This is a genomic window from Psychroflexus torquis ATCC 700755 (genome assembly GCF_000153485.2).
Classification (GTDB): Bacteria; Bacteroidota; Bacteroidia; order Flavobacteriales; family Flavobacteriaceae; genus Psychroflexus; species Psychroflexus torquis.
Genome location: NC_018721.1, coordinates 1,789,299 through 1,809,707, shown reverse-complemented (window position 1 = coordinate 1,809,707; position 20,409 = coordinate 1,789,299). Strand labels below are relative to the sequence as shown.

Here is a 20,409-nt window from a genome sequence, read left to right as displayed (position 1 = left end):
TAGGGGAAGTTGGCATTCCCCCAAGGAGTAATGCTTAATTTATTGTAATTTCGCTATTGTAGATAGGTAAATTGAGTTCATGAAATATTATATTATAGCAGGAGAAGCATCTGGAGATCTGCATGCTTCCAATTTAATGCAAGCCCTACAAGAAAAAGATACCTCCGCAGATTTTAGGTTTTGGGGAGGTGACCTTATGGCAGAAGTTGGTGGTACACTTGTTAGACACTATAGAGAACTCGCTTTTATGGGGTTTTGGGAGGTGATTACAAACCTTAAAACTATTTTTAAGAATATTAATTTTTGTAAAGTTGATATATTAGGATATCAACCTGACGCTATCATTTTTATAGATTATCCTGGATTCAATATGAGGATTGCTCAATGGGCAAAAGAATTAGGGTTTGCAACACATTATTATATTTCTCCGCAGATATGGGCGTGGAAAGAAAACCGAATTAAAGCGATAAAAAGAGATATAGATCATATGTATGTGATTTTGCCTTTTGAAAAAGACTTTTATGAGAATAAGCATGATTTTCCAGTTCATTTCGTAGGCCACCCTTTATTAGATCAAATTGAAAAACGAAAAGACATCAGCTTTGAAGCCTTTAAGCTAAAGCATAAATTGGAAGATAAACCTATCATTGCTTTGTTACCGGGAAGTAGAAAGCAAGAAATCTCTAAAATGCTGTCGGTTATGCTTTCAGTAGTAGAACATTATCCGTCTTTCCAATTTGTTATTGCGGGAGCACCAAGCCAAGATGAAGAGTTTTATAAGTCGATTGTATCCAATTCGGAAGTGAAATTGATAGAAAACGACACTTATAACTTATTGAGTCAAGCTCATGCAGCTTTGGTTACATCGGGCACTGCAACTTTAGAAGCCGCTTTGTTTGAAGTGCCGGAAGTGGTTTGTTATAAAGCAAATGCTGTGTCTTATTTAATAGCTAAACAAATTGTCAATTTGCGTTTTATCTCTTTGGTAAATTTAATAATGGATCGCGAAGTCGTTAAAGAACTCATCCAAAGTGATTTCAATGTCAAACAACTTCAACAAGAATTGGATAAAGTCTTAGATCTTAAGAAGCGGGAAGATATACAAAAGGAGTATAAAGAATTGAAAACAAAGCTCGGCGGAGTCGGAGCAAGTCGTAAAACCGCCGAATTGATTGTTAATTCCTTCAACTAACCATTAAAGGCTGTTACGGTCTCTACTTTACCCTGTAGCATTTCTTTAAGCATGGATTCAATACCATTTTTTAAGGTGATGGTAGAGGATGGACACCCACTACAAGCTCCTTGTAAAATGACTTGCACATCTTTTGACTCGGCGTTATAAGACTTAAACATGATGTTTCCTCCATCGCTGGCAACAGCTGGTTTCACATATTCTTCTAGGATTTGTACAATCTCTTTAGAAATATCGTCAAGATTGCTAGTGTCAATTTCTGGAGAAGGGGCCTCTGTTTTTTTAGATTGGACTTTTCCAGATTCTAAAATCTTTCCCCCCTCTTCGAGATAATCTTTTATAAAGCCTCTCAATTCGTTGGTAATTTCTTCCCACTCTGCCATGTCGTATTTATTGATGGAGATATAGTTATCATCCATAAATATTTCTTTGACAAAAGGAAAGTGAAATAATTTTTGAGCAAGAGGAGAGAGTTCCGCATCATCGATGCTTTTAAATTCGGCAGACTCCAACACCAGTTTTTTATTAGCGACAAATTTCATCACTGAAGGGTTAGGAGTGCTTTCTGCATAGACGGTCACAGGAATTTTGCTGACAGAGTTTTCTTCTTTCTCATCGACAATTTTACCGCCATCATTCATATGTTTTAGAAGCTGTTCTGAGATCTCGTTTTGTACATCCGCCCACTCTACAATATTAAATTTCTCAATAGCAATAAAGTTTTGAGAAATGTAAACTGTTTTAACAAAGGGTAAGTAGAATAACTGAGAAGCAATTGGAGACTTCATTGCTTCTTCGATATTATGATATTCATAGCCCTTTTGTTTGGTCAAAAATTCATTGAATTCAAATTTTAGTATAGAGGGTTTATTGGTAGGTTTAATTTCAACCGTGTAATTCTGCATGATTTTTCTTTTGAGCAAAATTACAAAACAATAAAATCAAAGCTTCAACTTTGTGCTTCTATTAATAATTTGATAATACAAATTAATATAGCGGTTTAAAATTTATATTTGTGTTTACTCTCTTTTATTACTAAATCTTTTAAAATCCTTTTGTTTAATAATCCCCTTTTTTTAATTTTTTCTAAAAGTTGTAATTGCTTAGCAATACTAGTATTCGTTATTTTCTCTTTTACTGCTTTTTCTCAAGGGTCTAGTTTACCTATTTATTCAGATTATTTAACAGACAACTATTATTTGGTCCACCCTTCTATGGCTGGAGCCTCAAACTACAATAAAGTTAGGTTAACAGCTAGGCAACAGTGGTTAGATGTAAAGGACGCCCCGAGTTTACAAACGCTAAGTGTCAATGGGAGATTAAATGATAAAGTAGGACTCGGAGGGATTTTTTATAATGACTCCAATGGAAGATTTTCACAACAGGGTGTAACTGCCACCTTTGCTTACCATTTGATGTTTTCCAGATCTACAGCAGATCTCCACCAACTTTCTTTTGGACTTAGTGCCACTATTCTTCAGGATCGTTTTGACCAAGCAGGGCTAAACACTATAGTTAATCCAGACCCTGCCATAGATGGGTCTCAACGTTCCGAAACCTTATTTAATTCAGATATTGGATTTTCATATTTCTTTTTGAATTTTTTTGCTCATGTGACTTTTAAAAATCTACTCCCACAGCAGCGTAGAGTTTTTTCAGAAATTTTCGAAACTAAAAATCAAAGACAATACTTCACCTCTGTTGGTTATACCATTACTTTACCAGAATCACGTTGGTTATTTGAACCTTCAGTTTTTTTTCAGCATAGAGAAGCGCTTAATCAATCCAATATCGATTTCAATGTGAAGGCGTATTACCAACTTAACATTGGTCAAATTTGGGGTGGGCTATCTTACAGAACTGCTTTAGATGGGATAGATTTTGCAGCTTCTGGTTCTTTTGAACTAGAGTCTCAAAAGCTTCAGTATGTGTCACCTTTTTTTGGTTTTAATTATAATCGATTTATGGTAGCGTATACCTATTCTTATCAAACCAATTCGAATGTGATTTCTACTGGAGGTTTCCACCAGATTACCTTAGGATATGATTTTGGTGAAGATAGAAAGCGTTATAAGTGTAACTGCCCCGCTGTAAACTATTAAAAGTCCATATGGGTAATACTTACATTTCTATAATCCTTCATTAATTCTTGAAGATGAGAAGAGTTGACGGTGTTGGTATAAATGTTTATATCCCCAAAACTATCATCTGTGTTCTTTAAATGCTTTTCTCTCAAAATAGCCTTGGTTTGCTTAGCGACTGCCCTCCCAGAATCGATAAGAGTGACATGCTTTGGAAGTAATTCTCTAAGCTTAGGAATGATGTAAGGGAAGTGTGTGCACCCTAATACCAAATAATCGATATCCTCTTTAATAAAAGGTTGGATTTGTTGATTCAGGTTATTAATGAACCTCTCATCATTGGTCCAGCCACCCTCAACAGCCTCCACTATTCCTTTTCCAATCACTTCAATGACGTTAACACCTTCAGTAAAACTCTCTGAGGTCTGCTTAAATAACTCACTGCTTAAAGTGCCTTTAGTCGCTAGAACACCTATGCGCTTTGCTTTTGAATTTAGAGCTGCTGGCTTTATGGCGGGTTCTATCCCTATAAAAGGAAGAGAATAGTTAGATCTTAAAAATGAAATAGCATTTGTTGTTGCTGTATTACAGGCTACAACGATCATCTTAGCCTTCAATTGAATAGCCAACTCCGTATTTTTAATACTTAAGGCGATGATATCTTGGCTTGTTCGAAGTCCGTATGGAGCATTTTTACTATCAGCCAGATAAACTATATTTTCGTGAGGAAGTAAGTGGATAATTTCCTTAAGGAGTGATGTACCACCGACACCAGAATCAAATAATACAACAGGGTGTTTAGACATAGGGGATATAACTAAAAAAGACCATCACAAAGATGGTCTTTTTTTATAAAAATATAATGTGAATTAATTATTCTCCAATAGCAGTTTTAGCATCTGCCATCAGGTCGTAACCGTCTGCCATAAGGACTCCTGCTCCGAGTGAGGAATCTAAAACATAGTCATAGCCTTTTGCTCTAGCAACTTGTTGGATGACCTCTCTTGCTCTTTCTAAGACGGGTCTCATGAGTTCTTCTTGTTTTTTCTGAAGATCTTCAGAAGCGGTTTGTCTGTATTCCATGATGGATTGTTGCATTTCTTGCAGTTCCATCGCTCTCTTTTGATTTTCTTCTTCAGTCTTAGTGCCAGCTTCTCTTTGGTAACGTTCGTTTGTTTTCTGAGCTTCCTTCAACAAATCGTCTATTTCAGTACGATAAGTTTTTTCTCGTTGATCCAGCTCTGTCATTACAGATTGATAACTTGGTAAGGCTTGAACAAACTCTTGCGAGTTTACGTGTGCTACTTTCGACTGTGCATTTGAGGGTGCCATTAATACGAATGACAATACTAAAGCTATTGCGATTGTTTTTAAAGTTTTCATTTCTTAATTTTAGTTTAGTGATTATATTTAATTATTCTCTCTTGCTTTTCTAATAGAGTCTCTTTCTTTTTCTCTTTCTTCTCTTTCTTTTAAGATTCTTGCTCTCCGTTCTTCAAATTCTATTTGTCTGGCATCTCTTAACGAATCTCTTTTTCTTTGGCGTTCATCTATTAAAACTTCTCGTTCATTCTTTCTGGCTTCTTCTTCTTGAGCTTTTTCTTCCTTTTTGACATCTTCCTCTTCAGCTTTTTCAACAGACTTATAATCTCCAATTTCTTCCAGAACATCGGAAGATTCTTTTTTAGCTCCTCTAGAATTTCTATTGATGAGCTTTAAGATGACTTCACTTAAATCATGTCGCTTTGCAGAAAACAAAAGTAAGGCATCTGCGGAGTTTTCAAAAATAAAGTCATAATCTCTATTGTCGCCAATTTCTTGTATGGCATTAAAGACCTGATCTTGTATCGGCTGTATCAATTGCCTTTTTTGAACAATAAAATCTCCAGAAACACCAAAACGTTTATTGCGATACTCTAAGAGTTGGTTTTCAAGATATTCTATTTCATCATCAAGATCTTGAATTAAATCTGCAGTAAGTAGAGGTCTTTCACTTTCTAACTCATTCTTAAGCTTATCAATTTCGTTTTGTTTGCTTTCTATCTCCGTTCTCCACTGTTGAGCTTTAGAGTCCAATTGGCTAGAGGCTTGTCTATATTCAGGAACATTATCTAGAATATAATCCATATCCACATAAGCTATCTTTAGACCACCTTGTGCAAAAGAGGTAACAGCACAAAAACAAATAAAGAAAACGCTATTAATAAATCTCATAATTGGAAGGTATTAAAAATCATGTTGTTTTAAAATTGTTGACCGATAATAAAGTGGGTTTCCCAAGCATTAGGACCTGTATTACTGCCTGGTATGGGATCAAATCCATATCCAAAGTCTATGCCCAATAGACCAAAAGCAGGCATAAAGATACGTAAACCAGCACCAGCAGATCTGCTCATTTCAAAGGGTGTAAAGTCTTTAAACTGATCAAAAGTAGCACCACCTTCCATAAAGGCAAGTGCGTAGATTGAAGCTGAAGGTTTTAATGTAATAGGATACCTCAACTCCATCGTGTATTTGTTATAGATGGAAGCTCCATCATTAAAGCTTTCTTCTCCACCAACTGTTCGTGTCCTAGGTAATATGGATTGGTTAGGATAACCTCTTAGAGCAATAATTTCACGACCATCCAAAGCAAAACCAGCTAAGCCATCTCCTCCTAAGAAAAAACGTTCAAATGGAGGAATACCTCTGTCATTATTATAAGCCCCTAAGAACCCATATTCAAAACGTGTCCTTAAAACTAGTTTATCAAACAAATTATTATACCAATCCCCACTAAATTTAACCTTATAAAATTCCAACCAGTTAAATCGTTGCTGATCGATGACCGCTAAAGCCTCTCCATCATTACTGGCCAAAGCCTCTATTCTTTGTTCTCGAAGACCAGCGTAATCTACATCGTTAAAAGCCGAGTAGGGTAGAGTAAATTTCACAGAAAAATCGAATTCTGAACCTCCTGTTGGAAAAATGGGATTAGTAAACGTATTGTTTCTGTTTAATCCGACGGTGAATGATAGGTTGTTTGATGTCCCATTAGGGAATCTAAATAATCCGATATTATAATTATTTAATTGAAAATTCTGATACCCAATAGATGTTGATAAAGTAAAGTTTTGATCGGGTTCTCGTAGTCGTTTAGCAAAACCAACATTTATTCCAGAAATGGTAAAACTTCTGTCATTATCAGCTCTTCGTGTTAATGGGTTGAACAAAAATTGTATAGTTTGAGATAAGGAAACAGAGAGCTGTACCGGCTTTTTACCGCCCAACCATGGTTCTACAAAAGATAAACTATAATTTTGAAAGGCTAAACTAGCTTGTGCTCTTAGAGATAAAGATTGGCCATCCCCCATAGGTACTGGTTTATAGGCCTCTTTGTTGAAAATATTTTTAAGAGAGAAGTTGTTGAATCTCAAACCTAAAGTTCCAATAAAACCTCCTCCACCATAGCCACCTTGCAACTCAATTTGACTACTACCTTGTTCTTCTACTACGTACTGAAGGTCAAGAGTACCTGATTGTGGATCTACATTTTTAAATTCTGGTTCAAGATTTTCAGCATTAAAAAATCCAAGCTGCCCAAGTTCACGAATCGTATTCATGACATCTTGTTTGCTGTATTGTTGTCCTGGTCGTGTCCTTAAATTTCTAAAAATGACATTGTCATTTGTCTTGTCATTACCAGAGATTAAAATTTCGTTGAAGTAGGCAATTTTCCCCTCGTTGATTCGTATTTCGAAGTCAATAGTATCGTTATAAATTCGGGTTTCTACAGGAGTGATATTGGAAAATAGATAACCATTGTTTTGATACAAATTGGTAATATCATTGGCATCTGGTTTTTCATTATTGGCGATTTTATTCTGTAAAACAGTTCCGTTGTAAGGATCTCCTTTTCTTATCCCCATGAGTTGACTTAACTGAGCGTTTGTATAAGCAGAATTTCCTAAAAAGTCAATTTCTCCAAAATAGTAGCGGTTCCCTTCCTTTACCTCTATGTTAATAGTAATATCAGTATCGGAATTTACAATAACAGAATCGCTCACTATTCTTGCATCTCGATATCCTTTTTCCTTAAACTTCTTTACTATTTTATCCTTATCAGTTTCATATTCTTCTTCAATGAATTTTGAACGTTTCCATAACCTTAAGAAGAACTTTTCTTTGGTTTTCTTCATCATCCGCTTTATAGTCCAGTCGGAAAACTGTTCATTCCCTTTAATATTTATTTCGCTTATTTTTACTTTATCGCCAGTTTCAATGTCAATTGTTACATTAACAAGGTTATCCGTACTTGAAGTGTCTATAACTTCACTGGTAATGATATTCGCTTTTGCATTCAGAAAACCTTTCTCTTTATATTTCTCTTCTATATTATTACGAAGGTTTATCACATAATTTTCAGTGATTTTTGTATTCTTTTGAATGGAGTTGTCTTTTATAATTTCGGAGCGCTTGCGTTTCTTAATTCCTCTTACTTTTACCTCGTTAAGTTTGGGTACTTCAACGATTTCCAGTTGCAAATCTGCGATATCTCCGTCTACATTTTTTAAGTAAAAATTTATATCACTAAAAAGACCAAGATCCCAAAGTTTTTTCAGAACCTTACTTATCCTGTCACCAGGAATGTAGAGTTCTTCTCCTTCCTTAAGGCCTGTGAAGGCAATCACGGTTTGTTCGTTATAGCTTGAGGAACCAATAACTTCTATCTTTCCTAAAGTGTACTTTTTACCGGCGGCTTGCTGAGGGTTTTGCTGAGCATTCGCAAAGGCGAAAAATAACATTAGTGTTAGAGCTGTTACATATAGGTTAACTCTAGAAAATAGTGTAGTGCACTTAGAGTTGTTCACTTGTTTTTCCAAATCTTCTTTCTCTTTTTTGATATTCGTAAATTGCTTCAAAAAGGTTTTCTTTTCTGAAATCTGGCCAGAGGGTTTCTGTAAAATACAATTCCGCATATGCCATCTGCCAAAGTAAAAAATTACTGATTCGCTGTTCGCCGCTTGTGCGAATCATCATATCTACGTCTGGTAAATTTCGGGTGTAAAGATGATTATTTATTGTAGACTCATCAATAGTTTCAGAATCTATTATATTATTTTTTACCTTTTGGCTGATTTGTTTGACAGCTTGAATCATTTCTTCTCTCGCTCCATAACTCAGAGCTAGGGTTAAGGTCATGCGAGAATTATTTGCTGTCTTCTCGATAACTTCTTTAAGTTCTTTTTTGGCCTTGGTGGGTAAATTTTCTATACAACCAATCGCCTGAAGCCTAATTTTATTGTCTTGTAATGTCTTAATCTCATCTTTTAAAGAAGACACCAAGAGCCTCATAAGAGTTTGAATCTCTAGTTTAGGTCTATTCCAATTTTCAGTCGAAAAAGCGTAAAGCGTAAGATTTTCAATGCCTAATTCAGCACTACTTTCTACAGTTTCTCTAACGGCTTTAGTTCCTTTTTCATGGCCTCTTACCCGCATTAATCCCTGCTTCTTAGCCCAGCGTCCATTTCCATCCATGATGATGGCAACGTGCTTAGGAAGTTTTTCTACGTTTATGTTTGATCTGAAATCCATTCACTAAAAATTGCAATAACAAGGTTTACGCCCAAATGTGTAAGTGAGTGTAAGTCCCGAAAACATGTACCAATCATTCATATTTGAATTTCCAAAGGTAGGATAAATTGTTTGACTGTTTATTTCATCTTGAGCACTTCCGTCCAAATTATCTGTAAAAGTATATCTGGCACCAAATTCTAAAGCTAGTATCCAATGCTTGCTCAAGGCCCCCTTTATTCCTATAACTAAGGGAATGGCAAAATTTGAGATAGAGTTTCCCTCAACAAGTTCACCATTTTCTACAAAAAAATCATTGGTAAAAAAATAAGTTGGACCTGTATAAAGATAGGGGGTGATAAGAGGTCTTTTAAGCGCATGAAGATCCCATTCAAAAAAGTTTAATTCTAAACCAACCGACAGTTCTGTAATGCTGCTCTCAAAAGAATATCTTCGATTAAATCTTCTGGGTTCATCAGACCTTAAATCGTTTCCAAAGGTGTTTGCTCTTAAAATAGAAAACCTGAAAGCGTGTCTAGGACTTCTGTTCCATTTTAAGATGACACCATAAGAGACTTTATCTTGACTCAGATAATCTTCTGTTTTCATGAAGGAAGAGGAGCCAACATCACCAACAAAATTCACTCCACCTAACATAAGACCTGCTTCATAAGTCTGAGCCGACGCGAACTGAATTCCAAGACAAATGGAGAGGCCAATAAGAATATATCTCATAGAGTTTCAAAAGTTTGCAAATATATAAATATTGATATCACTGGTTTTTATTTTAAATCATTTGTGATTTAAAAACACAATTTGACTCGATTTATTGTTTTAGTTGCGTTTATCTTGTCCCCAAAGTAGTTTTTTTCTGAGGGTTGTAATAAAGCTATCGCTAAATAGCCAAACAAGTTTAATCTTGAAGTCAGCTTTTTTGATCCGCACAATGGTGTCTTTGTCCAAACTGGCTAACCTAGAGTCCAAAGAAATCAGATATTGATCTTCTCTGCCTGAAATTTTCAACTTTATTTCTAAATCATCGGGGATAACTAGAGGTCTGGCATTTAAATTATGTGGTGCGATGGGAGTGATGACGAAACTTTTGGTTTGAGGTGTAATAATGGGCCCTCCACAACTTAAAGAGTACCCCGTGGAGCCCGTTGGCGTTGAAATAATAATACCATCAGACCAGTATGCATTGAGGAATTCATCATTCAACCAAGTCTCAATGGTGATCATAGAAGTTGTTTCCTTTCGGCTCACGGCAATATCGTTAAGGGCAAAAGGAAAAGAATGCAAAGCGCCCTCTTGAGATTCGCAGCAGACTTCCAGGACAGACCGCTCCGAAACTGTGTATTTTTCGTCTAGAATTTCCTCTATGCTTTTTTTAATTTCGTTTTTATGAACAGTAGCCAAAAATCCTAGCCTGCCAGTGTTGATACCTATAATAGGAATTTTGAGATCTTTTACAAACTTTACCGCCGACAGAATAGTACCATCTCCACCTATGGTAAAAAATAAATCTATGGTTTTATCAAGAGATGCAAATGTTTTTAAGCTATTGATTTCGGGGATAGGTTTCTCTTTCTTCAGTAGTCTAAAGTAGTCTTGCTCGATGACTATACTTATATGATGTTCATTGAGGACATCAAGTAGTTGAAGGAGGTACTTTTCAGTTTCCAGATTAAAAGATTGGCCAAAAATAGCGACGTGTTTCACCATGATTTACTTAAGCTATATGTCTAAATATTTATTGAGATAGTCTGAATGTTCTTTAAGGTCCTCCGTAAAGAGGTCCTCGGGATGTTCGCTAGCAATTTGATAATCGTAACGTCTAAAGGTTTGTAGGATTTCATTGATACTCTGGTGTTCTACTTTTACAGTAATTTCAACGACATCTTTGGAGAGATAACTCACATACATGCCAGATAACTTCGCATTAAGAGTTTCAATAAGTTGAGCGACTTCACTAAAAGAGAATTTGGTTCTCTCTTTTCTTAAGATCATGACTTCCCCTTCGTTAGCTACAAAAGGACTTTCCCCAAATAAATCCAAAACATCCTCAAGCTTCATTACGCCAATGTAGTTTTTATCTTGGTCTAAAATGGGCAACATGTTGGTCTGATGATTAGCAAACTCATGGATAAGGTCTAAGTTGGTTTTATGTGCTTCCGCATAAAAAACTTCTATCAGGTATTTAAATTCCGAAAGTGGTGCGTCTTTATCTAAATCGATCAAGTCATCTATATTAATACTTCCTTTAAAAACGCCTTTCTTAAAGACGGGAAGATGATTGAATGTTGAGGTCTTGAAAACCGACTTCACTTCTGAAATTGAATTCGATATATCTAGAGGCTGTAGGGTTTTGTCAATTAAATTTTGCCAAATCATAAGATGATCTTTTCATGCAAAATACGTAAAATCAAAGCAAAGTCTCGTATTTGATTGTATTTTTGTTTAAAAACTAACAATGATACGATTAAGTGTTAATATCAATAAAATTGCGACTCTTAGAAATGCTAGAGGAGGAGATACCCCTAATGTGGTTGAATCTGCAAAAAATTTAGAGTCTTTTGGAGCTCAAGGGATTACGGTTCACCCAAGGCCAGATGAGCGTCATATACGATATGCCGATGTTAATGAACTAACCAAAGTGATTAAAACCGAATTCAATATTGAAGGGAATCCTAACCAGAAGTTTATAGCTTTAGTTCTAGACGCTAAACCCGCTCAGGTGACTTTGGTCCCAGATGGGGAAGATGTTTTAACTTCCAACGCTGGATGGGACACTATAAAGCATAAGGATTTCTTGAAGGAGGTAATTTCAGAATTTAAAGCTCATGGCATAAGAACTTCAGTTTTCGTCGATCCTTCTTTGCAAATGATTCAAGGGGCCGCCGAAGTAGGGGCCGATAGAGTAGAACTCTTCACTGAGGCTTATGCTCAAGGATACATTAAAGATAAGGAAAAAGCGATTGCACCTTATTTAAAATGTGCTGAAGAAGCGAAAAGTCTAGGCTTAGGGATCAATGCTGGGCACGATCTTTCACTTGAGAATATTGAATACTTTGCTCAGACGATTCCTTTCCTAGACGAAGTTTCTATCGGTCATGCTTTAATTTCAGAAGCCCTATATGATGGATTGGAAGTTGTGGTTAAATCTTATCTAAAAAAACTAAGCTAAATGAAGTTACATTCAAAAATAAAAGGAAAGGGTAAGCCTCTTATTATTTTACACGGGTTTTTGGGGATGGGCGATAATTGGAAAACATTAGCCAATGCCTACGACAAAGAAGGGTTTGAGGTGCATCTTGTCGATCAAAGAAATCATGGAAGAAGTCCTCATGACACAGCTTTTAGTTATGAACTCATGGCCGAAGACCTTAAGGAATATCTTGAGGATAAATATTTAGAAAAGGTCTCTATTATTGGTCATTCTATGGGAGGGAAAGTTGCTATGCGCTTTGCTACCTTACATCCAGAGAGTCTTAATAAACTGATCATTGTAGATATTGCCCCAAAATATTATCCACAACATCACCAGCAAATTTTGGAGGGTTTAACCCAAGTTTCTAAAGCTAAACTAACCTCTAGAAGTGATGCGGATGAGCTTCTGGCTAAGTATATTTCTTTAAAAGCAGTAAGACAATTTCTTTTAAAAAATCTGTATTGGAAGACGCAAGACGAACTCAACCTTAGAATAAACCTACAAGCTCTAAAAGACAATATAGAAGAAGTGGGGAAAGGTTTACCGCAAAATTCAAAATATGCAGGAGAGACCTTGTTTTTAAAAGGAGGGAATTCAGACTATATCCAAGAAGAAGATGAAAAAGATACAGCTTCTCATTTTGAAAATTTTGAGATGAAAGTCATTAAAAATTCAGGTCATTGGGTGCATGCAGAAAAAAGGGAGGACTTCCTTCAAGCCAGTTTAGAATTTTTGAAAACAAACTAATTTACAATGCATGCATAATATTTTAAATTTATGGTGTGAAATTATTAATAAATGATAAATTTGATTTGTAATTTTAGAAATTCACAATTAAACAAAATTGATATGAAGAACTTTTTAATTTCAGGAATGCTTTTAATTTTTGCATCAGCTTCAGTCTATGCAGGAGGCTATCGAGTAGCAGCCCAAGGGCAGCGCGCTTTAGCGATGGGTCATGCTGGTGTAGGTGTTGTAAATAGTGCGGAAATTGCATTTTTCAATCCATCAGGAATGGTTTATTTGGAAGACAAATTCACGGTTTCTGCCGGGGTAACAGGTGTCTTCTCTAATGTGAAATGGCAAAATAGGTCTACTGGGCAATTTGCAGAAACCCAGCAGGGTGCAGGAACACCGTTTTACCTTCATGCGGCTTATAAAGTCAATGAATGGATAAGTTTAGGTTTATCGGTAACGACTCCCTATGGAAGCTCTGTAGAGTGGGAGCCAGATTGGGCAGGTTCTCACTTGGTCAATGATATTAATTTAGCAGCTATCTTTATACAGCCCTTAGTTTCAATAAAGCTATCCGAGCATTTTAGTATAGGAGGTGGGCCTATTTTTGTGACAGGTAATGTCAATTTCAATAGAAATGCCAGCCGTACTCTTACCGATGAGCAAGGAAACAGATCTAATATTACCGTAGACGACACTGGAGTAAGCAATACAGGATGGAGTGGAAGTTTTATGTTTACTCCTGTTAAAGAATTGAGAATTGGATTTAATTACAGATCCGAAATACTCTTGAATGCTGAGGGAGGTGAGGCAGTCTTTAGTAATTTCCCAAACTCGGCATTAACTCCTCAAAACGGCACAACTACCTTTAATGCCACTTTGCCACTTCCAGCTGAGTTAACCATTGGGTTTGCTTACGAGCCTAATGAAAAATGGTTATTTGCCTTTGATTATCAGAGAGCCTTCTGGGATGTTTATAACTCTCTAGACATTGAATTTGGAAATCCAAATGTTCCAACGTCTATTAATCCAAGGAACTACAAAAATGCTTCTATCTATAGATTTGGTGCTCAATATAAAGCAACAGACAATGTGACGTTGAGAGCGGGTTATTATTTTGATGAATCTCCAGTTCAAGCTGGATTTTTTGCGCCAGAAACTCCAAGAAATGATGGAAATGGTTATACAGCAGGTTTGTCTTTTCAGGTCTCTGAAAAGCTTGCTATAGATGCTTCTTTTCTGTACTTAAGATTCCAAGAAGTAGATGCCTCTTATGACTCATACCTTGAAAATGGACAAAGCGTCCCTTTTAGTGGAACCTACAAATCAAATGCATTCTTACCAGGTTTAGGAGTGACTTATAAACTATAATTAAAGACAATGAAAAACTATATAAAATATTTACCGTTTCTAGCTATAGGACTTCTGTCTTGTGAACCAGAATTTGATGATGCAATCGAAGAAAACGAAGTCTACACCGCTGGTGAAGCTGATTTCTCTAACTATGTTTCTCTAGGGAATTCGTTAACTGCAGGATTTGCAGACAATGCACTTTACATAAAAGGACAGCAAAACTCTTACCCTAATATTCTTGCTGGTCAATTTAAACTCTTAGGAGGTGGTGAGTTTACACAGCCTTTAATGGCTGATAATTTAGGAGGCTTACTTTTGAATGGAGTCCAAATTGCTAATAATCGATTGGTGTTATCTACTGTTTCAGGTAGTCCAGCACCAGCAATAATTGCAGGAACTCCTCAAACTGAAATCACCAACAAATTATCGGGACCTTTTAATAATATGGGAGTCCCTGGTGCAAAAAGTTTCCATCTAGCGGCGCCTGGTTATGGAGCTGCTGCAGGATTACCCTCTCAGTCTAACCCTTATTTCGTAAGATTTTCTACTTCAGAAACGACGACGGTCCTTGCAGATGCTGTAGCTCAAAACCCTAGTTTCTTTTCGCTTTGGATTGGAAATAATGATATCTTAGGTTATGCTACTAGTGGAGGGACAGGTGTTGACCAAGCTGGAAATTTAGATCCTTCAACTTATGGAAGTACGGATATTACAGACCCTAACGTATTTGGAGGTGTTTATAATCAGTTGATAAATGAATTGAATGCAAATGCTTCTGGAGGAGTTGTTTATAATATTCCGAATGTTACCGACATCCCATTTTTTACAACGGTTCCAAACAACGCTTTGGTTCTGGATGCAGCTTCAGCGGGTAGTTTGACCGGCTTCTTCCAAGCAGTTGCTGGAATTTTTACTCAAGGCTTGATTCAGCAAGGAGTGCCACCAGCACAAGCACAAGCTCTAGCGGCTCAATATGCTATTGCATTTAATGAAGGTCCAAATCGTTTTGTAATTGATGTTCCTGTAACTCAAACTAATCCATTAGGATTTAGACAAATGCAGGAGGGTGAGCTTATACTTTTAACCATCAATCGAGCTGCTTTGGCACAAGGTTATGGTTCTGTAGCTCTTTCACCAGCAGTTTTGCAAGTTTTAGGAATTCTTCAGCAAGGAGGAACGCCCACTCAAGAACAAGCGCAATTGGTTTTGGGGGCGGTGAATGGTATCGACGATAAAGATGCTTTAGACTCTAGTGAACTTAGCGCCATTTCTAATGCTAGACTTTCTTACAATTCTACAATACAGTCTTTAGCAGAAGCTAATGGATTGGCTTTTGTAGACGCTGACGCTTTATTAAATAGAGTAGGACAAGGCATAAGCTTTCCTGGTGGAATTATTACTTCAGACTTTGTTACTGGTGGAGGATTTTCTTTGGATGGTGTGCATTTAACTCCACGGGGTTATGCTCTTATAGCTAATGAAACTCTAGAAGCTATTAATCAAACGTATGGGTCTAACTTGCCAAAAGTAAATGTTGGAGAATTTGGAACAATATCTTTGAGTGACAATGTGAATTAACTGTTTCTAAATTGTAAAAAAACTGCTTCAACTTAATTGTTGAGGCAGTTTTTTTTATATTAGGAAATTTAAGATTTAAAACAGACCTATGAAAACCTTACTTCAAATTGTTCTCACAGGACTTATCGTCCTTATACTATCCAATATTCTGGGTGGGGTGTATGTCGCCGACTTTTTTACGGCTATCGTTGTTGCTGCAATTCTTGCTCTACTTAACATCTTTATAAAGCCAATTTTATTGATTCTTACCCTTCCAGTCACCGTCGTCACCTTTGGTTTGTTCTTGCTGGCAATCAATGCATTTATCATTCTAATGGCAGACTGGCTTATAGAGGCCTTCCGTGTGGATGGATTTTGGTGGGCAGTTTTATTTAGTATTTTACTCTCTTTCTTTCAATCTATAGTGTTCGCCCTTGCACAGCGTAAAAGATAATCTAAACTTTAATAAATGGTAGTAACCAAAAAGGCCATGCTTATCATGTCCATATTTACTCTTTTTGGCTTTAGCGGAATAGCTTTTTTTATTTTATCATTTTCAGATAAAGTTGATTATTTCGAGATGTTCAATTATGATCATCTCGTCACCTCTATTCCAATTGGTCTTGGCTTTGGTTCATTGGCGGCTCTTATAGGAGCTTTGCTTTTAAAACTTCCTGTGTTAAAAGAAACAAGTGCTTTTTATGCTAGGCTTTTTAAAGGCTTAGATCTTCAGTGGATTGATATAGTATTCTATTCTCTATGTGCGGGTATAGGAGAAGAAATTTTATTCCGCGGAGCGCTTCAGCCTCTAATGGGGTTATGGTGGGCTGCTATACTCTTTGTTGTTCTTCACGGCTATATATCTACAAAGGATTGGAAAAAATCTATCTATGGAGTATTTTTGATTTTAATTTCTGCTGGCTTTGGCTATCTCACGCTTTACATTGATATTTTTTCGGCAATGGCTGCGCATTTTATTTTTGATGTCATCATGTTTATTAAACTCAGAAAAGAAGCGAGATCGATGTCTTCTGAAATGGAATAAGATTTAAGGCTTAGTGTAATGCCAAATAAAACCTGTAATGTCGTAATGAATCGTTTTACCGATACGAATTCGACACAGGCTTTTTTCGCCTGTTTTTTATCAAAATAATTAGCGTAACAAAGGCAATGCTAATTATTTTCAACTTCAATCAATCAAAAAACCTGTGCTGAACTACGTCGTCGTATAATTAAATTTATATGACATTATAAATTTAATTTGGTATAAAAGCCTTACACTCTAGCCTTCAGCATAAAAACTTGGTAAGCAGTGAAATAAATTGTAATTTTGCACTTTCAAAAAAATTCTTTAAAATGAAGATAACAAGAGAAGATAAAGACCAACTAAATTCTGTCATCAAAATCAATATTGAAAAAAACGATTACAGTCCAAAGGTAGAAAAAGTACTTAAAGACCATCGTAAGACAGCAAGTATTCCTGGTTTCAGAAAAGGAATGGTCCCAACGGGTATGATAAAAAAACAGTATGGAAAATCTGTTTTAGTAGATGAAGTCAATAAATTGTTACAAGAGTCATTAAACTCATATATCACAAAAGAGAAGCTCGAAATTTTGGGAAATCCACTCCCTAAACCACAAGACGAATTAAACTGGGAGTCCGACGATTATAACTTTGAATTTGAATTAGGATTAGCCCCAAAATTTGATATCACTTTGGAAGGTGAAGGTCCAGTTAAGTATTACAACATTTCTGCAGATGAGGAGATGATTGATAATCAACTCAAAACCATTCAGCGTCAATACGGGAAACTCGAGCCCCATAACGAAGTGAAGGAAAACTTTACAGTGGTTGGAACGTTTCACAATGAAGAAGAAGGTATCGAAAATGAGGCCACCTTCAACGTTGAAGATCTCGATGGAGAGAGCAACCAAAAAGAACTTTTAGGAGCAAAGGCAGGAGATCAAGTTATTTTAAAATCTAGCAAACTTTTTAAAGATGAGGATACTTTAGCGACTCAACTCGGTATAGAAAAAGATAAAGCTGAGGGTTTAAAAGTTGATTTGACGTTTACGATCAAAGATATCAATGAACAAATTCTAGCAGAACTTAATCAAGAACTGTTTGATAAAGCTTTTGGTGAAGGAGAAGTCTCTTCAGAAAAAGAAGCTAAAGAAAAAATAGCAGAACAATCCAAGCAAACTTTTCAGCAACAAGGCGATCAGCAATTTTTTAATGATGTCACAGAGCACCTGATTGAAAAGTCAAATATGAGTTTACCTTCAGAGTTTCTTCAAAAGTGGATGCAAACACAAGGTGAAAAGAAATTGACAGTCGAAGAGGCTAAAGACGAATACGAAAAGAGTGAGAAAGGTATTAAGTACCAGCTTATCGAAGCCAAAATAGCGAAAGACAACAATGTCAGGGTCGAGATGGAGGACGTTAAGAAAGTCGCCAAAGAAAAGATTAAAATGCAAATGATGCAATTTGGTCAAATGGATTTTCCAGAAGATCAAATGGACGGAATTATTCAAAATTTGATGTCAAACCAAGAGCAGGTAAAACAGTTTTCAGAGGAAGTAATGGTCCAAAAATTACTTGGACTTTACAAGGAGAAAATGAAGATTGAAGAAAAGGACGTTACTTATAAAGAATTTGTAGATACGATTTATAAATAAATCAATTTTATACTTACAAAAGGATATAGCTCGAAGTTAACATTTAGTAAAAGAAGCATGCAAGATCTTAGCTTCGAGCTATATTTGTTTTAAAACACAGAGGATATTATGAAAATGGATAAAGAATTCAAAAAATTTGCCACCAAAGATCATGGTGTCAATGCCAATTATTACGATAAAATTATTACAAGCATGACTCCTTCTGCGATGACTCCCAATATTATTGAGGAGCGCCAGATGAATGCTGTGGCTATGGACGTTTTTTCTAGATTGATGATGGATAGAATTATTTTTCTAGGATTACCTATCAACGATCAAGTTGCGAATATTATCCAAGCCCAACTTTTGTTTCTAGAAAGCACAGATTCTTCAAAAGATATTCAGATTTACATTAACTCTCCCGGAGGTAGTGTTTATGCTGGTTTGGGAATTTATGATACTATGCAATTTATAAAGCCGGATGTGGCTACTATTAATACAGGAATAGCAGCTTCTATGGGAGCCGTTCTGCTTTGTGCAGGAACTGCTGGAAAACGAAGTGGTCTTCCTCATTCAAGAGTGATGATCCATCAGCCTATGGGTGGAGCACAAGGACAAGCAGATGATATTGAAATCACAGCGAATCAAATCATAATGCTGAAAGAAGAATTATATACGATCATTTCAAAACATTCTGGAAAATCTTATGATGAGGTCTACCAAGACGGAGATAGAGATTTCTGGATGAAATCAGATGCTGCGAAAGAGTATGGAATGATTGATGAAATATTGACTAGAGACTAAATTATGGCTAAAGAAGAGTTAGAATGTTCATTTTGTGGACGCAAAAAAGTTGAAACCAACCTACTTATTGCAGGATTGGACGCCCATATTTGTGACCGATGTATCGAGCAAGCTCACGGAATCGTTGTTGAGGAATCCAAACAGGATAGTACAGAAGAGCTTTCTTCAGAATTGAAGTTAAGAAAGCCAAAGGCTATCAAAGATTTCTTAGATCAATATGTCATTGGTCAAGACCAAACTAAAAAAGTGATGTCTGTGGCCGTTTATAATCACTACAAAAGATTACTACAGCCAAAATCTAAGGATGACATTGAAATCCAAAAGAGTAATATTATTATGGCAGGGCAAACGGGGACAGGTAAAACACTTGTTGCCAAAACCATAGCTAAAATGCTTAATGTTCCTCTAGCTATTGTAGATGCTACTGTATTAACCGAAGCTGGATATGTTGGTGAAGATGTGGAAACCATTTTGACTAAGCTTCTTGCAGCAGCAGATTACAATACTGAAAAAGCTGAGCATGGGATTGTATTTATCGATGAAATTGATAAAATCGCACGTAAAAGTGATAATCCTTCCATTACAAGAGATGTAAGTGGGGAAGGTGTTCAACAAGCTTTGCTAAAACTTTTAGAAGGCACTACCGTTAATGTACCACCAAAGGGAGGCCGTAAGCATCCAGATCAAAAATTTATAGAAGTCAACACAGAAAACATATTGTTTATTGCTGGAGGTGCGTTTGATGGTATTGAGAAAAATATCTCAAAGCGTTTAAACATGCAAGCCGTTGGCTATGGAGCTTCAAAATTGGGTGAAAGTGTAGATAAAGAAAATATTCTTCAATATATTATCCCTAAGGACTTGAAGGATTATGGTCTCATCCCAGAGATTATTGGTCGTCTTCCTGTTCTTACCTATATGGATCCTTTGGATAAGGAGACGCTAAGACGTATTTTGACAGAACCTAAAAATGCCATTATAAAACAATACAAAAAGTTGTTTGAAATGGATAATATCGATTTTCAAATTACCGATGGGGCTTTAGATTTTATCGTTCAAAAGGCACTAGAGTACAAGCTTGGAGCAAGAGGTTTACGTTCACTTTGTGAAGCTATCCTGACCGATGCGATGTTCTATCTGCCAGAAAGTGATGAAACTGAATTTAAGGTAACGAAATCCTATGCTGAAAAATCTCTTGAAAGAACTAGTTTAAGAAAATTGAAAGCAGTGAGTTAATATCACCTAACTTTTATAAGAAATAGTTACAG

The 20,409-nt window shown here is 36.2% G+C and carries 20 protein-coding genes; 11 read left to right on the top strand and 9 right to left on the bottom strand.

The window, feature by feature from the left end:
* Nucleotides 1-79 precede the first annotated feature (79 nt).
* Nucleotides 80-1,192: a lipid-A-disaccharide synthase gene (gene lpxB, locus P700755_RS07750; protein ID WP_015024145.1), complete on the top strand. Its 1,113-nt coding sequence runs from the start codon at nucleotides 80-82 to the stop codon at nucleotides 1,190-1,192.
* On the opposite strand, the gene P700755_RS07745 is transcribed toward lpxB, so the two are convergent.
* A complete protein-coding gene (locus tag P700755_RS07745) occupies nucleotides 1,189-2,097 on the bottom strand; it encodes a NifU family protein (protein ID WP_015024144.1) in 909 nt (302 codons plus the stop codon). The genes lpxB and P700755_RS07745 overlap by 4 nt on opposite strands.
* 150 nt (nucleotides 2,098-2,247) lie before the next feature.
* Between P700755_RS07745 and P700755_RS07740 the strand changes: the two genes are divergently transcribed.
* Nucleotides 2,248-3,294 carry a PorP/SprF family type IX secretion system membrane protein gene (locus P700755_RS07740; RefSeq protein WP_015024143.1) on the top strand — a complete coding sequence of 349 codons (1,047 nt, stop codon included), beginning with the start codon at nucleotides 2,248-2,250 and terminating at the stop codon, nucleotides 3,292-3,294.
* Here the strand turns inward: P700755_RS07740 and murI are convergent.
* The 8 genes from murI to P700755_RS07700 all read right to left on the bottom strand — a co-directional run bounded on the left by murI (nucleotide 3,291) and on the right by P700755_RS07700 (nucleotide 11,217).
* Nucleotides 3,291-4,079: a glutamate racemase gene (murI, locus tag P700755_RS07735; protein WP_015024142.1), complete on the bottom strand. Its 789-nt coding sequence runs from the start codon at nucleotides 4,077-4,079 to the stop codon at nucleotides 3,291-3,293. The two genes, P700755_RS07740 and murI, sit on opposite strands and share 4 nt — an antisense overlap.
* A 67-nt stretch (nucleotides 4,080-4,146) precedes the next feature.
* A complete protein-coding gene (locus P700755_RS07730; RefSeq protein ID WP_015024141.1) occupies nucleotides 4,147-4,656 on the bottom strand; it encodes an OmpH/Skp family outer membrane protein in 510 nt (169 codons plus the stop codon).
* Between the two features lie 27 nt (nucleotides 4,657-4,683).
* Nucleotides 4,684-5,487 (bottom strand): OmpH/Skp family outer membrane protein, encoded by an 804-nt coding sequence (locus tag P700755_RS07725; protein ID WP_015024140.1) that lies wholly within the window; start codon nucleotides 5,485-5,487, stop codon nucleotides 4,684-4,686.
* 29 nt (nucleotides 5,488-5,516) lie between these two features.
* Nucleotides 5,517-8,174 (bottom strand): BamA/OMP85 family outer membrane protein, encoded by a 2,658-nt coding sequence (locus P700755_RS07720; protein WP_041758239.1) that lies wholly within the window; start codon nucleotides 8,172-8,174, stop codon nucleotides 5,517-5,519.
* Nucleotides 8,110-8,847, bottom strand: coding sequence for an undecaprenyl pyrophosphate synthase (locus P700755_RS07715; RefSeq protein ID WP_015024138.1), 738 nt, complete (start codon nucleotides 8,845-8,847; stop codon nucleotides 8,110-8,112). The genes P700755_RS07720 and P700755_RS07715 overlap by 65 nt, the downstream gene beginning before the upstream one ends.
* A gap of 3 nt (nucleotides 8,848-8,850) precedes the next feature.
* Nucleotides 8,851-9,561: a type IX secretion system protein PorG gene (gene porG / locus P700755_RS07710; protein ID WP_015024137.1), complete on the bottom strand. Its 711-nt coding sequence runs from the start codon at nucleotides 9,559-9,561 to the stop codon at nucleotides 8,851-8,853.
* Between the two features lie 99 nt (nucleotides 9,562-9,660).
* Nucleotides 9,661-10,548: an NAD kinase gene (locus tag P700755_RS07705; protein ID WP_015024136.1), complete on the bottom strand. Its 888-nt coding sequence runs from the start codon at nucleotides 10,546-10,548 to the stop codon at nucleotides 9,661-9,663.
* A 12-nt stretch (nucleotides 10,549-10,560) separates the two neighbouring features.
* On the bottom strand, nucleotides 10,561-11,217 hold the full coding sequence (locus P700755_RS07700) for a CBS domain-containing protein (protein WP_015024135.1): 657 nt from the start codon (nucleotides 11,215-11,217) through the stop codon (nucleotides 10,561-10,563).
* A 79-nt stretch (nucleotides 11,218-11,296) separates the two neighbouring features.
* Between P700755_RS07700 and P700755_RS07695 the strand changes: the two genes are divergently transcribed.
* From P700755_RS07695 to clpX, 9 genes are all read left to right on the top strand, one after another.
* Complete coding sequence (locus P700755_RS07695; RefSeq protein WP_015024134.1) at nucleotides 11,297-12,010, top strand: pyridoxine 5'-phosphate synthase; 714 nt, start codon at nucleotides 11,297-11,299, stop codon at nucleotides 12,008-12,010.
* Entirely contained in the window at nucleotides 12,011-12,781 is a 771-nt protein-coding gene (locus P700755_RS07690) for an alpha/beta fold hydrolase (RefSeq protein WP_015024133.1), read from the top strand.
* Between the two features lie 102 nt (nucleotides 12,782-12,883).
* Nucleotides 12,884-14,140 carry an OmpP1/FadL family transporter gene (locus P700755_RS07685; RefSeq protein WP_015024132.1) on the top strand — a complete coding sequence of 419 codons (1,257 nt, stop codon included), beginning with the start codon at nucleotides 12,884-12,886 and terminating at the stop codon, nucleotides 14,138-14,140.
* A gap of 9 nt (nucleotides 14,141-14,149) precedes the next feature.
* On the top strand, nucleotides 14,150-15,700 hold the full coding sequence (locus P700755_RS07680; protein WP_015024131.1) for an SGNH/GDSL hydrolase family protein: 1,551 nt from the start codon (nucleotides 14,150-14,152) through the stop codon (nucleotides 15,698-15,700).
* 88 nt (nucleotides 15,701-15,788) lie between these two features.
* Entirely contained in the window at nucleotides 15,789-16,133 is a 345-nt protein-coding gene (locus P700755_RS07675) for a phage holin family protein (RefSeq protein ID WP_015024130.1), read from the top strand.
* Between the two features lie 15 nt (nucleotides 16,134-16,148).
* Nucleotides 16,149-16,724, top strand: coding sequence for a CPBP family intramembrane glutamic endopeptidase (locus P700755_RS07670; protein WP_015024129.1), 576 nt, complete (start codon nucleotides 16,149-16,151; stop codon nucleotides 16,722-16,724).
* Between the two features lie 311 nt (nucleotides 16,725-17,035).
* A complete protein-coding gene (gene tig, locus P700755_RS07665; RefSeq protein WP_015024128.1) occupies nucleotides 17,036-18,358 on the top strand; it encodes a trigger factor in 1,323 nt (440 codons plus the stop codon).
* Between the two features lie 108 nt (nucleotides 18,359-18,466).
* Nucleotides 18,467-19,141, top strand: a complete 675-nt coding sequence (locus P700755_RS07660) for an ATP-dependent Clp protease proteolytic subunit (RefSeq protein ID WP_015024127.1) — start codon at nucleotides 18,467-18,469, stop codon at nucleotides 19,139-19,141.
* A 3-nt stretch (nucleotides 19,142-19,144) separates the two neighbouring features.
* Complete coding sequence (gene clpX, locus P700755_RS07655; RefSeq protein WP_015024126.1) at nucleotides 19,145-20,377, top strand: ATP-dependent Clp protease ATP-binding subunit ClpX; 1,233 nt, start codon at nucleotides 19,145-19,147, stop codon at nucleotides 20,375-20,377.
* Nucleotides 20,378-20,409 lie beyond the last annotated feature (32 nt).

Bases quoted from the DNA above. Each gene is read 5' to 3' on its own strand.
- porG (WP_015024137.1), bottom strand. From the start codon at position 9,561: ATGAGATATATTCTTATTGGCCTCTCCATTTGTCTTGGAATTCAGTTC.
- P700755_RS07705 (WP_015024136.1), bottom strand. From the start codon at position 10,548: ATGGTGAAACACGTCGCTATTTTTGGCCAATCTTTTAATCTGGAAACT.
- P700755_RS07670 (WP_015024129.1), top strand. From the start codon at position 16,149: ATGGTAGTAACCAAAAAGGCCATGCTTATCATGTCCATATTTACTCTT.
- P700755_RS07715 (WP_015024138.1), bottom strand. From the start codon at position 8,847: ATGGATTTCAGATCAAACATAAACGTAGAAAAACTTCCTAAGCACGTT.
- P700755_RS07725 (WP_015024140.1), bottom strand. From the start codon at position 5,487: ATGAGATTTATTAATAGCGTTTTCTTTATTTGTTTTTGTGCTGTTACC.
- P700755_RS07685 (WP_015024132.1), top strand. From the start codon at position 12,884: ATGAAGAACTTTTTAATTTCAGGAATGCTTTTAATTTTTGCATCAGCT.
- murI (WP_015024142.1), bottom strand. From the start codon at position 4,079: ATGTCTAAACACCCTGTTGTATTATTTGATTCTGGTGTCGGTGGTACA.
- P700755_RS07680 (WP_015024131.1), top strand. From the start codon at position 14,150: ATGAAAAACTATATAAAATATTTACCGTTTCTAGCTATAGGACTTCTG.
- P700755_RS07690 (WP_015024133.1), top strand. From the start codon at position 12,011: ATGAAGTTACATTCAAAAATAAAAGGAAAGGGTAAGCCTCTTATTATT.
- P700755_RS07730 (WP_015024141.1), bottom strand. From the start codon at position 4,656: ATGAAAACTTTAAAAACAATCGCAATAGCTTTAGTATTGTCATTCGTA.
- lpxB (WP_015024145.1), top strand. From the start codon at position 80: ATGAAATATTATATTATAGCAGGAGAAGCATCTGGAGATCTGCATGCT.
- P700755_RS07660 (WP_015024127.1), top strand. From the start codon at position 18,467: ATGAAAATGGATAAAGAATTCAAAAAATTTGCCACCAAAGATCATGGT.
- P700755_RS07700 (WP_015024135.1), bottom strand. From the start codon at position 11,217: ATGATTTGGCAAAATTTAATTGACAAAACCCTACAGCCTCTAGATATA.
- P700755_RS07675 (WP_015024130.1), top strand. From the start codon at position 15,789: ATGAAAACCTTACTTCAAATTGTTCTCACAGGACTTATCGTCCTTATA.
- P700755_RS07695 (WP_015024134.1), top strand. From the start codon at position 11,297: ATGATACGATTAAGTGTTAATATCAATAAAATTGCGACTCTTAGAAAT.
- tig (WP_015024128.1), top strand. From the start codon at position 17,036: ATGAAGATAACAAGAGAAGATAAAGACCAACTAAATTCTGTCATCAAA.
- clpX (WP_015024126.1), top strand. From the start codon at position 19,145: ATGGCTAAAGAAGAGTTAGAATGTTCATTTTGTGGACGCAAAAAAGTT.
- P700755_RS07745 (WP_015024144.1), bottom strand. From the start codon at position 2,097: ATGCAGAATTACACGGTTGAAATTAAACCTACCAATAAACCCTCTATA.